Origin of the sequence: Streptomyces shaanxiensis, from assembly GCF_039537145.1 — a bacterium.
Lineage (GTDB): Bacteria > Actinomycetota > Actinomycetes > Streptomycetales > Streptomycetaceae > Streptomyces > Streptomyces shaanxiensis.
The window spans coordinates 141,202-153,370 of the sequence record NZ_BAAAZY010000028.1; the positions used below are offsets into that span (position 1 = coordinate 141,202).

General features: G+C 71.1%; 12 protein-coding genes and 1 pseudogene. 8 read left to right on the plus strand and 5 right to left on the minus strand.

What is annotated here, in order from left to right:
* Window positions 1-30: 30 nt before the first annotated feature.
* Complete coding sequence (locus tag ABD932_RS38885) at window positions 31-492, plus strand: universal stress protein (protein WP_345020520.1); 462 nt, start codon at window positions 31-33, stop codon at window positions 490-492.
* Window positions 493-525: 33 nt separating this feature from the next.
* Window positions 526-962 (plus strand): annotated as a pseudogene (locus ABD932_RS38890) (pyridoxamine 5'-phosphate oxidase family protein).
* 11 nt (window positions 963-973) lie between these two features.
* Here the strand turns inward: ABD932_RS38890 and ABD932_RS38895 are convergent.
* Window positions 974-1,786 carry an alpha/beta fold hydrolase gene (locus tag ABD932_RS38895; RefSeq protein WP_345020521.1) on the minus strand — a complete coding sequence of 271 codons (813 nt, stop codon included), beginning with the start codon at window positions 1,784-1,786 and terminating at the stop codon, window positions 974-976.
* Between the two features lie 57 nt (window positions 1,787-1,843).
* On the opposite strand from ABD932_RS38895, the gene ABD932_RS38900 reads away from it, so the two are divergent.
* Window positions 1,844-2,320 carry a MarR family winged helix-turn-helix transcriptional regulator gene (locus ABD932_RS38900; RefSeq protein ID WP_345020522.1) on the plus strand — a complete coding sequence of 159 codons (477 nt, stop codon included), beginning with the start codon at window positions 1,844-1,846 and terminating at the stop codon, window positions 2,318-2,320.
* Between the two features lie 10 nt (window positions 2,321-2,330).
* Here ABD932_RS38900 and ABD932_RS38905 read toward each other — a convergent pair whose 3' ends face one another.
* A complete protein-coding gene (locus tag ABD932_RS38905; RefSeq protein ID WP_345020523.1) occupies window positions 2,331-3,473 on the minus strand; it encodes a CapA family protein in 1,143 nt (380 codons plus the stop codon).
* A gap of 211 nt (window positions 3,474-3,684) precedes the next feature.
* On the opposite strand from ABD932_RS38905, the gene ABD932_RS38910 reads away from it, so the two are divergent.
* The 3 genes from ABD932_RS38910 (at window position 3,685) to ABD932_RS38920 (ending at window position 5,700) form a co-directional block, all read left to right on the plus strand.
* Window positions 3,685-4,233 carry a sigma-70 family RNA polymerase sigma factor gene (locus ABD932_RS38910; protein ID WP_126388893.1) on the plus strand — a complete coding sequence of 183 codons (549 nt, stop codon included), beginning with the start codon at window positions 3,685-3,687 and terminating at the stop codon, window positions 4,231-4,233.
* Window positions 4,234-4,379: 146 nt separating this feature from the next.
* Window positions 4,380-4,895: a hypothetical protein gene (locus tag ABD932_RS38915; RefSeq protein WP_093903596.1), complete on the plus strand. Its 516-nt coding sequence runs from the start codon at window positions 4,380-4,382 to the stop codon at window positions 4,893-4,895.
* A 151-nt stretch (window positions 4,896-5,046) separates the two neighbouring features.
* Window positions 5,047-5,700, plus strand: coding sequence for an anti-sigma factor family protein (locus tag ABD932_RS38920; protein WP_345020527.1), 654 nt, complete (start codon window positions 5,047-5,049; stop codon window positions 5,698-5,700).
* A gap of 27 nt (window positions 5,701-5,727) precedes the next feature.
* Here ABD932_RS38920 and ABD932_RS38925 read toward each other — a convergent pair whose 3' ends face one another.
* From ABD932_RS38925 to ABD932_RS38935, 3 genes are all read right to left on the minus strand, one after another.
* Window positions 5,728-6,591 (minus strand): Fpg/Nei family DNA glycosylase, encoded by an 864-nt coding sequence (locus tag ABD932_RS38925; protein WP_345020529.1) that lies wholly within the window; start codon window positions 6,589-6,591, stop codon window positions 5,728-5,730.
* Between the two features lie 45 nt (window positions 6,592-6,636).
* Entirely contained in the window at window positions 6,637-8,730 is a 2,094-nt protein-coding gene (locus ABD932_RS38930; protein ID WP_345020531.1) for a SpoIIE family protein phosphatase, read from the minus strand.
* 90 nt (window positions 8,731-8,820) lie between these two features.
* A complete protein-coding gene (locus ABD932_RS38935) occupies window positions 8,821-10,197 on the minus strand; it encodes a DUF6777 domain-containing protein (RefSeq protein WP_345020533.1) in 1,377 nt (458 codons plus the stop codon).
* Window positions 10,198-10,321: 124 nt separating this feature from the next.
* Between ABD932_RS38935 and ABD932_RS38940 the strand changes: the two genes are divergently transcribed.
* Both ABD932_RS38940 and ABD932_RS38945 read left to right on the plus strand, forming a co-directional pair.
* Window positions 10,322-11,743 (plus strand): lipase maturation factor family protein, encoded by a 1,422-nt coding sequence (locus tag ABD932_RS38940; RefSeq protein WP_345020535.1) that lies wholly within the window; start codon window positions 10,322-10,324, stop codon window positions 11,741-11,743.
* 31 nt (window positions 11,744-11,774) lie between these two features.
* Window positions 11,775-12,164 (plus strand): cupin domain-containing protein, encoded by a 390-nt coding sequence (locus tag ABD932_RS38945; RefSeq protein WP_345020536.1) that lies wholly within the window; start codon window positions 11,775-11,777, stop codon window positions 12,162-12,164.
* Window positions 12,165-12,169 lie beyond the last annotated feature (5 nt).

Sequence of the window (12,169 nt, forward strand, 5' to 3'; positions counted from 1 at the left end):
GGACCTGCGGCTTCCGATAGCCTCCGTGCCGTGACGGATCAGCACTCGCACCGGTTCGAGCGGGGCACGGACGGGCCCAAGGTCATCGTGGTCGGGGTGGACGGCTCCGACTCCTCGTTCCGCGCGGCGGCCTACGCCGCGGGCCTGGCCCGACGGCAGCACGCCCTGCTCGCCGTCGTGTACGTGCAGCCGGTGATGGCGGCGGGCGCGGCACTGGGGGTGCCCGTCGCGGAGACGACGGACGAGATCGCCGAGGGCCTGATCGCGGAGATCCGGGACGCGACCGAGCGGGTCAAGGGGATATTCGACATCCGCTGGGAGTTCCACACCTTCCGCGGCGACCCCTACAACGGACTGGTGAAGGCGGCGGACGACCTGAAGGCCGACGCCGTGGTGGTGGGTGCCTCCGAGCAGGCCGGGCACCGGATCGTCGGCTCCGTCGCGGTGCGGCTGGTCAAGGCGGGGCGGTGGCCGGTGACGGTCGTGCCGTAGAGGAGTAGAGGCGTAGTGGCGTAGATCTGGGTGATGGCTTCTCATCCCTTCGACGTCGACGCCTTCCTCCAGCGGCCGCTGACCGCGCGCATCGCGACGAACGGGCCGACGGTTCGCCCGGTCTGGTTCCTCTGGGAGGACGGGGCCTTCTGGATCCTGACCGGGCCGTGGGCGCGGCTCCTCCGGCGGGTCCGGGACGACCCGGCCGTGGCTCTCGTGGTCGACGAGTGCGATCCGGCCACGGGTCTGGTGCGCCAGGTGATCGCGCGGGGCCGGCGGAGGTCGCCCCGTTCGACGTCCCTCGGGGCCGGCGCAAGCTCGCCCGCTACCTGGGGCCGGACGAGGGCTGTTGGGACCCGAGGTTCGTGCACTATCTGCACGACGACCCGGCCGAGCGCGGAACGGTGTGGCTGCGTCTGGAGCCGGCGTCGCTCAGCGTGCGGGACCTGAGTTACGCGGTCGCACGCTGAGCCGGCCGGCGTCAGAGGGTCCGCAGGAAGTCGAGCAGAATGCCGTTGAATTCCTCGGGCGCCTCCAGGTTCGGGTAGTGCCCGACACCGTCGACGGTGACCGAGCGGCCGCCCGGCACCGTGCGGGCGACGCGTTCCGCCATCGCGACGCTGTCGGGCCAGTTCAGTGCGCCGTGGACGGCGAGGACCGGGACGTCGATCTGCGGCAGCCGGGACCAGGTGTCGGCGACGGGCACCTTCCAGTCCGTCTCACCCGGCGTGTGCTTGGCGAGCGTGTGCGCGCACGCCTCCCGCAGCCGTCGCTGGACTTCGGGAGCGACCTCGTCCGGCGTCCGGTGCGGTCCCGCCACGCCCCTCGCGAAGCGGTCGAGCCATCCTTCGGCGTCTCCGCTGCCCAGCAGCCGGGCCGACTCGGCCACGTGTTCCAGGGTTCCCGGGTCCTTGAACTCGAACTCGCTGGTCCCGGCCCCGCTGACGACGACCGCGCGGACCAGTTCGGGGTACTCCAGCGCCGTGTCGGTCGCCACGGCCGCGCCCATGCACAGGCCGACCAGGACCGCGGGGCCGGTGTCCAGGTGGCGCAGCAGCCCGGCGAGGTCGTCCGCCCAGCGGAACGGTCGGCTCGCGTTTGCGGAGAAGCCATGGCCGCGCACGTCGGGCGCGATCACCCGGTGGTGAGCGGCGAGGGCCTGTATCTGGTCGCCGAAGACTCGGTGGTCGGCGAACCCGGAGTGGAGCAGCACCACGGGGTCGCCGGTGCCCTCGTCGCGGTAGGCCAGGTCCCCGTCGGCAGATGCGAAGAAATTCAGTTCAGCAGCTGTCATGACAACCAAGGTGTCATCTTCGGTGCAGTTTGGCAACCGAGGTGTCATGATGGCCCGGTGAACGACTCCGACAAGCCCCTCTCCCCCGACGATCTCGGCCACCGGATCAGTGAGGTGTTCGACCTGATCGGCGCGCTCTACCGACGCGGCCTGCGCAAGCTCGAACAGGGCGAGGAGGCCGAAGGGGTGTCCGTCGGCGTGCGCTCCGTTCTGGTGGTGCTGCACCGGTACGGGCCCATGACGGTGCCTCAGATGGGCCGGGTCATGACGCTGAGCCGGCAGTTCGTCCAGCGCATGGTCAACGAGGCGGCGGCCGAGGGCTGGGTCGAGGCCACCCCCAATCCCGCGCACCAGCGGTCCTCGCTGATCCGGATCACGGACGAGGGCGAGGCCGTCATCACCGCGATCCTCGCGCGCGAGCACGCCCTGAACCGGCAGGTCGGCGGCGAGCTGACCGACGCCGAACTCCGGGCGTGCACGCGCGTGCTGAAGCAGATGCTGAAGACCTTCGACCACGGCACGGACGCGGACTGACCGCCCGGCGCTACTCCCCCATCACCAGCCCGTCGTCCCCGGCCCCCCGGCTCAGGACCACGTCCCGGATCCGGTCCCGCACACCGCGCAACTCGGCGCCCTGGGCCAGCGCCCGGTTGAGGTTGACCACCCGGCCGGCGTCGATGTCGAACAACTGCGGGATGAACTCCGCCTTCTCCACCTCCCAGCGCCGGCCGGACCCCTCGGGCGGAGCGAAGGTGAAGCGGGCGAGGGTGGACTGGTTGCCGCGCGGGTCCTGGACGCCCTGCTCGTTGTACATCGCGCCCGCGACCTGGTCGCCCATGCCGTAGACCACCCAGGTGCCGTTGACCTTCTCGTAGGCCTGCGGGACATGGGCGTGGGTGCCGAGGATCAGATCGATGTCGGGCCGGTCGTCGTCACCCGCGGCCGTGAGCTCACGGGCGAGGGTCACCTGTGCGTTGTCGGGCTCGTCCTTCCATTCGGTCCCCCAGTGCAGCGATACGACGACCACGTCGGCACCCCCTTTGCGGGCGGCCCGGGCGTCGGCCTGGATCTTGGCCTTGTCGATCATGTTGACGGCCCAGGGCTGCCCCGGTGGCAGCGGGAAGCCGTTGACGCCGTACGTGTACGAAAGGTGCGCGACCTTGGCCGAGCCCGCGCGCAGCACCGTCACGGAGCGCGCCTCGCCCTCGCTGCGCGCCGTTCCCGCGTGCCGTACGCGCGCCTGGTCCAGGGCGTTGAGGGTGCGCAGGATGCCGGCGGCGCCGTCGTCGAGACTGTGGCTGGAGGCGGTCGAGCAGGCGTCGTAGCCGGTGGCGGCGACGCCGCGGGCCACCTCCGGCGGAGATTTGAAGGTGGGGTATCCGGTGTACTCGCCCCCCTCGCCGTAGACGGTCTCCATATGACACAGCGCCAGATCGGCGCGGGAGACCAGGGGCTGGACACCGGCCAGCATCGGGCGGAAGTCGTAGCCGGACCCGCCCGCGTCGAAACGCGCACGGTCGATGACCGAGGTGTGCGGAAGGATGCCGCCGGAGGCGACGAGCGTGAAGCTGCGGGGGTCGGCGGAGGCGCCCGGTTGCCCCGCCTTGCGGTTGTCGGCCTGGCATGCGGCGCCCGCGGCGAGGACGGCCGTCAGGGCCAGGGCCACAAGTCGACTGCGTGCAATCATCAACTCACCCCGAGTGGTCGTATTACCCATCAATACGTATGAATCCGGACCCGACCGCAAACAATCCGGCCGCTTCCGTTAGCCCGTCCGGCCTGTCCCCGGTAGGCGGAAGGGACCGTTCGTCGTACCGTTCGCCGACGCGATCGACCGTCCGCCGCAGATCCGTGCGTGTGCCCTGTCCCACAGTGGCCGCCTGCGATGCCATACGGCCATGACGGCCGGAACCACCCTGACGAACGGGACGACGACCGCCGAGCACGAGCTCGCCGCGCTGCAGCGCGAGCACGGCCGGCCCCTCTTCGCGCTGCTGCTCCGGCTCTGCGACGGCGACCGGCAGCGCGCCGAGGACCTCGTGCAGGAGACGCTGGTGCGCGCCTGGCAGCATCCCGAGGCGCTGCGCGCGGACGACTTCGAATCCGTACGGCCGTGGCTGCTGACCGTCGGGCGGCGGCTCGCGATCGACGCGCGGCGGGCCCGGCAGGCGCGGCCGCCGGAGGTCGGGGACGCGATCCTGGAGAACGCGCGGGTGATGTCCGACCACGCCGAGCGGGCCGCGGAAGTGCTCGACGTCCGCGAGGCTGTGAAGACACTCACTCCGGAGCACCGTGAAGTCCTGGTGCTCGTGTACTTCCAAGGGGCGAGTGTTGCGGAGGCCGCGGAAACTCTTGGAATTCCGCCCGGTACCGTGAAGTCCCGCGCTTACTATGCGCTGCGCGCCCTGCGCAGGGTGCTTCCGGGATACGCGGCCGACCTGCGGTGAAACCGACGGCTTAGTCAAACCTCCGTAAAGCGCCTTGCTGAGGACACCGGTTGAGTAATCGGCTGTCCTCATCCGTGTTCCGGATTGGGCCCCAGGGTCCAAGGCCCGGGTCGGGCGACGCACTCACCGGAGGAAGGCAGGAAGGGATGCTGCACAGAGGTCAGGAGAGCACGGACGGCACCGGCGGCGGTGAACTCACCGTCCCCATGGCGTGGTTGTACGCCGAGTACATCGCCGACGAGCTGCTGCGCACCGGCGATCTCATGCCGCCGACGTCCTTCGAGTTCCGCGCCGGGCGCGACGCCCTGGCGCTGACCATCTTCCTCTCCGACACCGACGGCGAGCTGTCCGGCATCCGGGTCGTCACCCAGCTGGAGACCTGGCTGTCGCTGACCGCGTACGACCAGCCGTGGCAGGACTGGGTGCGCGAGCGCATGGCGGGCCTCGCGGCCGAGGCGGTCGAGTCCGGCGGGCCCGCGCCCGACCTGGAGCTGGCCGAGGCGGCCTGGCGCTGGCTGCAGGAGACGGAGCTGCTCGCGCCCGATCTGAACGCGGTCCCGGGCGGTGGTGCGCTGGTCGGCGAGGACGAGGGGCCGAAGGTGTGGACGCCGGCGTGGCAGCTGGGGCTGCCGCTCGGGCACCTCGCCATCCACCTTTTTTAAGTTCTTTTCTCCACGGACCAATCCTCGGCACCGACCGCTCCGAATCCTTTGGTTGCGATTCTGTGGGCGGCTTGAGTGATTCGACTGCCTGGTGCGTACCAGTGGGCGCAAGGAGTAACACACCCCACACCCAACGGCACGAGGATTCGGCATGAGGTCCCTGGAGAGGCATCGCGACGTCGCCGCGTACGCGCTCGGCGTGCTGACCGAGGCGGAGGCATTCCGCTTCGAGGACCACCTCATGGAGTGCCCGCGCTGCGCGGCACACGTGACCGAGTTCGGGCCTGTGACCCGCCAGTTGCTGCTGTACCGGCGGTCCACCCCCCAGTTCGTGCACCCCATGGCCAAGCCCGGCCCGCAGATGCTGAACCGGCTGCTGGAGGCGGTGGCGGCCCGCCATCGCGCCCTGCGCCGGCGCACGCTGTACGCGGTGGCGGCCTCGGTCGTGATCGCCCTCGCCGGGCCCGCGGTCGCGTTGCTGGGGGGCGGCGACGAGCAGGCCGGCCAGGTCGTCCAGGCGACCGACGCGCGGTCGGGTGTGTGGGCGCAGGTCACGACCGAGAACGAGCTCTACGGCAGCCAGGTGGAGCTGAAGGTGAAGGACGGCGCGGGTCCGCGCGCCTGCCACCTGATCGCCATCGGCCGGGACGGCTCGGAGGAGACCGTGACCAGTTGGCACGCCGCCGACCATGACGCCCGTGAGAACACCATGACGGGGGCCTCGGCGATGCACTCGGACGAGATCGTGCGCTACGAGGTACGGACGGCGAGCGGCGAGCACCTGGTGACGCTCAAGCCCCAGTAGGCCGACACCCAACCGTCCGATCCCGGGCTACTTCAGCAGCCTCGACATCCTCCGGTCCGCCAGCGGCTTGCCGCCCGTCTGGCAGGTCGGGCAGTACTGGAGCGAGGAGTCGCTGAAGGAGACCTCGCGGACGGTGTCGCCGCACACCGGGCACGGTTCGCCGGTGCGGCCGTGGACGCGCAGGCCGCTCTTCTTCTCGGCCTTCAGCCGCCCGGCCGCCACCCCGCGCGAACGTTCGACCGCCTCGGTGAGGGTCGTCCGCAGGGCCTCGTACAGCCTCGCCGTCTCCTCGGGTGTCAGTGACGACGCCAGCTTGAAGGGGGACATCCGCGCCACGTGCAGGATCTCGTCGCTGTAGGCGTTGCCGACCCCGGCGATGAGGCTCTGGTCGCGCAGGGCGCCCTTGATCTGACGGCGCTCGTCCTTGAGCAGGGCCGCGAAACGCGTCTCGTCGAAGTCCTCGGCGAGCGGGTCCGGGCCCAGCCGGGCCACGCCGGGGACCTCCTGGGGGTCCTGGACGAGATAGACCGCGAGGCGCTTTTGTGTGCCGGCCTCCGTCAGGTCGAAGCCCGCGCCGGTCTCCAGGGCCACGCGCAGCGCGAGCGGGCCCTTGCCGGGGCGGGGCATGCCGCTCGGCAGCTGATCCTTCCAGTGCAGCCAGCCCGCGCGGGCCAGATGGGTCACCAGATGCGGGCCGTCCGCCGTGGCGAGGTCGAGGAACTTGCCGTAGCGGTGCACGGCGGTGACCTCGTGGCCCTCGACGGCGGTGACCGGCGGGTCGTACGTCTTGAGGACGCTGATCGCGACGGGCAGCACGCGGACGATCTCGTGGCCGACCAGGTTCTCGGTCAGGAAGTCCTTGAGCGCTTCGACCTCGGGGAGTTCCGGCATAGCTCCAGAGTGCCACCCGGCACCGACAGCGCCAGGCCTGTCCCCTCACACGCCGGGCCGCTCCGGCGCCACGAACTCGCACCACACCGCCTTGCCGCCGCCCCGTGCCTCCACGCCCCACACGTCCGTGAGCAGGTCGACCAGGAGCAGGCCGCGGCCGGAGACGCCGGACTCCCCGGCCTCCCGGCGGCGGGGCAGGGCGCTGGAGGAGTCCTCGACCTCGACGCGCAGCCGGCGCTCGGAGCCGGTGAGGACCCGCAGGGTCACGATGGCGGAGCCCTCGGTGTGCATCAGGGCGTTGGTGATCAGCTCGTCGGCGACCAGTTCGATCTCGTCGGCCCGGTCTTCGGCGCCCCAGGCGCGCACCGCGGCGCGGATCATGTGCCGGGCCGCGGTGAGGGCCTCGGGGTCGCCGGGGGCGACGTGCTGCTGGAGGCGGCCGCCGGACTGCGGGGCGTCCAGGACGCGGCGGCGGAGCAGGAGGAGAGCCACGTCGTCGTCGCCGCCGCGTTCCTCGGCCACGTCGATGAGGCGGTCCGCGAGGTCCCGTACGTCGTTCGGGCCGGTGGCGATGAGCGCGGTGAGGGTCTGCATGCCGTCGTCCAGGTCGGCGCCGGGCAGTTCCACCAGGCCGTCGGTGCACAGGAGCAGGGTGTGGTCGGAGTCCAGTTCGATCGTGCCGACCGGGTACTCGAGCTGTCCGAACTCCGCGGACAGGCCGAGCGGCAGGCCGCCCTCGACCTGGACGCGACGGCAGGCGCCGCCGGGCTCCCTGATCAGCGGGTCTATGTGGCCGGCCCGGACCACCTGCACGACTCCGGTGGACAGGTCGGCCTCCGCGTACAGGCAGGTCGCGAAGCGGTCGGTGTCCAGTTCGTGCAGGAACACGGAGGCGCGGGCCATCACGGTGGCCGGGGTGTGCCCTTCGGCGGCATAGGCGCGCAGGACGATGCGGAGCTGTCCCATCACGGCGGCGGCGTGCGTGTCGTGGCCCTGGACGTCGCCGATGACGGCGCCGACCCGGCCGCCCGGCAGCGGGATCAGGTCGTACCAGTCACCGCCGATGTCCCGGCCGAGGGAGCCCGCGGCACCGGCGGCCCGGTAGCGGACGGCGACGTCGGCGCCTGGGACGCTGGGGATGGTGCGCGGCAGCATCGCCTGCTGCAGGTCGGTGGCGAGGTCCTTCTCCTTCTCGTAGAACATGGCCCGCTGCAGGCTCTGCGCGATGCTGCTGCCGAGGGCGACGAGCACATTGCGGTCCTCGGTGGAGAAGCCGTCCCGGTCGCTGTAGAGCAGTCCGATGGCGCCGATCGGCCGGGCCTGGGCGATCAGCGGCAGATAGGCCGCGGCCGTGATGTTGAGGTCGGTGATGTGCGGCCAGAGGATCGGGTAGCTGTCCGCGAACTCCTGCGGCGACTCGATGAACCGCGGGCTGAGGGTCCGTACGACCTCGCTCATCGGGTACTGCTCGTCTATTCGGGTGACCAGGGTGCCGGGCACGAAGCTGCCGGCGGGGCCCTCGGCGACCAGCCGGATACGGCCGGCCTCGACCAGGCCCATGACCAGGCTGGTGGCGCCGAGGTTGCTCAGGCCGTGGGTGTCCTTGAGGACGTCGATGACGTCCTGGACGGTGCGGGCGTGCGCGAGGGCGGCCGTGGTGAGCTGGACGACGCTGGTCTGCCGGCGTCGGGCCTCGTCCTCGGCGGCCTGCTCGCGCCGCTCCTCGCTCTCGGCGAGTTCGTCGGTGGCGTCACGCACGATGCCGACGATGCGGCGCGGGCGGCCCGTCTCGTCCCGGCGGATGTAGCCCTGGGTGTGGGTCCAGCGCAGGGTGCCGTCGCGGCAGCGGATGCGGAAGTAGGCGCCGTAGTTCTCGCTGCCGTCCTTCATGGCCTTGGAGACCATGCCGTCCAGCCGGTAGCCCTCCGGCGGGGGCACGCGGATCGCCAGGGTGGCGGGGTTTCCGTCGTATTCGTCCAGGCGCAGATCGAAGACCTCGTGGGCCTGGGCGTCCATGTGGAACACGCCGGTGTCCAGGTCCCAGTCGAAGGTGCCCATGCGGTTGAGCGCCAGAATCGGGTCCGGGTGGGCGGGCCAGTCGTCCGGGAGGGACAGGGCGCTCGCTCCCCGATCAACCATGGGGCCACCTTGCCAGGGTTTGCCGGAATCTTCGACTGGGGCGACAGAACTGGTTCCGCTGGATGCGCGGGATCCGTCCACGCGCGTCGGTCAGCCGTCGAAGACGTCGGTGGGGCTGCCGAAGACGCTGTCGGTGGTGCGCGGCTCGTCGGGGATCAGCCCGCCGCCGTCGGGCCGGTCGGGGGACTCCGGGACGGCTTCGGGGCCGGTCTGCTCAGAGGACTCCGAGGCGGCCGGGGAGTCCGGGGTGGCCGGGGAGTCGGGGGAATCCGGCGCGTCCGGCGACTTCGGGGACGGCTTCGGTTCGGTCCCGGTTTCGGGGGCGCCGGGCTCCTCGGGTGACGCGGGTGTGCGGCCCGGATCGGTGGTCGGGTGCGAGGGTGTCGCGGTGGCCGTGGGGCAGTCGGCCGGGTCGGTGCCCCGCCCGTTCGAGGTGTCCGGCCTTTTCGGCGGGTCCGCCGTGTCCGACGCGATCTCGGTCAGCGTGTCTTCGGTGACGCCCGGGACGGCGGGGGCCGTCGGCGTCACGCAGTCGGTAGGCAAGCCCTCCGGGGAGGTGGATCCACCGGACGGCGACGTGCTGCCGTCCGTGGGGAACCCGCCGTCCTCGCCGGGCGAGTCGCCGTCGTGCGGATCCGGACGCGGGACCGCGGTCGGGCTCACCGGCTTCGGCCGCGGCAGGACATGGTCACGATCGTGCCCCCGATGGCCGACGGGCCGCTCGATCCAGGTGTTGTCGGCGATGTTGATGATCGTGATGTTGGTGATCACCTGGTTCGTCGGGGCCACCACGACCACCCGGTCCGGCCGGTAACCGGACCAGGAACGGCCACCGGTACCTGGATCGCCCGGACCGCCCGGCAGGGCGACGGCCGGGGCGAGCGGGTTGCCGCAGGCGCAGCGGACGCGGGGCACACCGTGGCCGTCGACCAGGACGGCGGTGCCGGCCTGCAGGACGGACTGGTAGCCGGTCCCGCGTCCGTCGCGGAACCCGTGGTTGGTGACCCGGGTGTCCGCGCGCAGCACGACCGAGGTCAGGCCCCGCAGATAGGCGGGTATCGAGGCCTGGGTGATGCCCGAGGCCGCCGCGAAGACGCGCCCCCTGACCTCGTCGGAGGTGAGGCGGTCGATCTGCCGCCGCACATCGCAGCTGCCGGTCCCCCGGGTGCCGCCGTAGAGGCCAGGCGTGCCGCCGGAAAGGTGCTGCGGTCCGGTCAGGCCGGACTGCGCCGGCTGCGGCGTTCGGGTGACCGGGGACGGGGCGGCCGGCGCGGTCGCCGTGGAGTCCGTGAAGGGATCCGGTCCCTTGGACGCCGCGGGTTCGAGGAGGACTTCCCGGTCGGCTTCGGTGGCCTTGTCCCCGCCGCTGCCGCAGCCGGCGACGAAGAGCACTGTTGAGAGGGCGCAGGTCGTGACGATGGCCCCGGTGGATGTCCGCACCACGCCCTCCCGCCTGTTCTCGGGCATTTCGGCACCATTGTCTGTTTCACTCACTCGGGTTACGCAAGCGGAGAGGTGATATACGGAGAGTCACATGCGTCTCCACACGCCTTGGGGCTCGGCGCGACAATGAGGAAGGGAGAGAACGGCCGTGGACTGGTTCATCGCACCGGACTACTGGACGAGCCGGCTGGTCTTCCAGCGGGCTCTGGCCGCCGTGTACCTCGTCGCGTTCCTCACGGCGGCCCTGCAGTTCCGGGCGCTGATGGGCGAGCGTGGCATGCTGCCCGTACCGCGCTTCGTCGAGCGGGTGCCCTTCCGGGCCGCCCCGAGCCTGTTCCACCTCCACTACTCGGACCGCTTCTTCGCGGCGTGTGCCTGGTCGGGATGCGCGGTGTCGGTGGCGCTGCTGGCCGGGCTGGACTCCGTGGTGCCGTTGTGGGGCGCCATGCTGCTGTGGCTGCTCCCGTGGGCGCTGTACCTGTCGATCGTGAACGTCGGCCAGACCTGGTACTCGTTCGGCTGGGAGTCCCTGTTGCTGGAGGTCGGCTTCCTCGCCGTCTTTCTGGGCAACGACGAGGTGGCGCCGCCGGTCGTGGTGCTGTTCCTGCTGCGCTGGATCCTGTTCCGCGTCGAGTTCGGCGCGGGCCTGATCAAGATGCGTGGCGACGCCTGCTGGCGGAAGCTGACCTGTCTGGACCACCATCACGAGACCCAGCCGATGCCGGGCCCGCTGAGCTGGTTCTTCCACCATCTGCCCAAGCCCCTGCACCGGGTCGAGGTGGCCGCCAACCACGTCACCCAACTGGCCGTGCCGGTCCTCCTCTTCACCCCTCACCCGATCGCGACGGCCGCCGCCTCGCTGATGATCCTCACCCAGCTGTGGCTGGTCCTGTCGGGCAATTTCTCCTGGCTGAACTGGATCACCATCGTGCTGGCCCTGTCGGCGGTCCGGTTCCCGAGCGATCCGCCGTCCGTACCCGCCGCACCGCTGTGGTTCGAGGTCGTCGTCCTCGCAGTCGCCGTGCTCCTCGTCGGCCTCAGCTACCACCCGGTCGCCAACATGATCTCCCGCCGCCAGGTCATGAACCGCTCCTTCGACCCGCTCCACCTGGTCAACACCTACGGCGCGTTCGGCACCGTCAGCAGGATCCGGTACGAGGTGGTGATCGAGGGCACCGCCGACGACGTACCGCGTGAGGAGTCGGACTGGCGGGAGTACGAGTTCAAGGGCAAGCCGGGCGATCCCCGGCACTGGCCGCGGCAGTTCGCGCCCTACCATCTCCGGCTGGACTGGCTGATGTGGTTCGCCGCGCTGTCGCCCGCGTACGCCGGGTCCTGGTTCGGCGCGCTGGTGGAACGGCTCCTGGAGAACGACCGCGACACACTGAAGCTGCTGCGCCGCTCGCCGTTCCCGCCGGACGCCCCGCCGCGCTACGTACGCGCCCGTCTCTTCCGCTATCGCTACACCACCTGGCGTGAGCTGCGGGAGACGGGCGCGTGTTGGGAGCGGACGTATGTGCGGGAGTATCTGCCGCCCACGCGGCTGGCGGGGGTGGCCCAAGGAACGTGAGGGTCACCGCCCCTCACAGGAAGGAGTCGTCATGGACCGGCAACCGGATCAGGTCAGGGTCGTCACTCCCCATGGCCGGGAGCCGGGGCCCCGTACTCCGGGGATGGACCGGCAGCAGGCCTTCGCCACCGAGGGAACATGGTCGGGATACGTCCGCACAGAGGCCGGGATGGTCTCCGGCTGGCATCACCACGGCGAGTGGGAATCGGTGATCTACGTCCTGACCGGCGCGCTGAAGATGGAGTTCGGCCCGGACGGCGCGGACACGGTGGAAGCCGGACCCGGTGACTTCGTCTACGTCCCCAAGGGCGCCGTTCACCGGGAGAGCAACCCCACGGCGGAGGCCGCCGACATCATCGTCGTGCGCGCCGGCGCCGGAGGAGAATCGACCTTCAACGTGGACGGGCCGGAACCTGGCTGAGCCCG

Excerpts from the sequence above, each read along its gene's own strand:
- ABD932_RS38895 (WP_345020521.1), bottom strand. The coding sequence starts at position 1,786 with ATGACAGCTGCTGAACTGAATTTCTTCGCATCTGCCGACGGGGACCTG.
- ABD932_RS38905 (WP_345020523.1), bottom strand. The coding sequence starts at position 3,473 with ATGATTGCACGCAGTCGACTTGTGGCCCTGGCCCTGACGGCCGTCCTC.
- ABD932_RS38910 (WP_126388893.1), top strand. The coding sequence starts at position 3,685 with ATGACGGCCGGAACCACCCTGACGAACGGGACGACGACCGCCGAGCAC.
- ABD932_RS38915 (WP_093903596.1), top strand. The coding sequence starts at position 4,380 with ATGCTGCACAGAGGTCAGGAGAGCACGGACGGCACCGGCGGCGGTGAA.
- ABD932_RS38920 (WP_345020527.1), top strand. The coding sequence starts at position 5,047 with ATGAGGTCCCTGGAGAGGCATCGCGACGTCGCCGCGTACGCGCTCGGC.
- ABD932_RS38925 (WP_345020529.1), bottom strand. The coding sequence starts at position 6,591 with ATGCCGGAACTCCCCGAGGTCGAAGCGCTCAAGGACTTCCTGACCGAG.
- ABD932_RS38930 (WP_345020531.1), bottom strand. The coding sequence starts at position 8,730 with ATGGTTGATCGGGGAGCGAGCGCCCTGTCCCTCCCGGACGACTGGCCC.
- ABD932_RS38935 (WP_345020533.1), bottom strand. The coding sequence starts at position 10,197 with ATGCCCGAGAACAGGCGGGAGGGCGTGGTGCGGACATCCACCGGGGCC.
- ABD932_RS38945 (WP_345020536.1), top strand. The coding sequence starts at position 11,775 with ATGGACCGGCAACCGGATCAGGTCAGGGTCGTCACTCCCCATGGCCGG.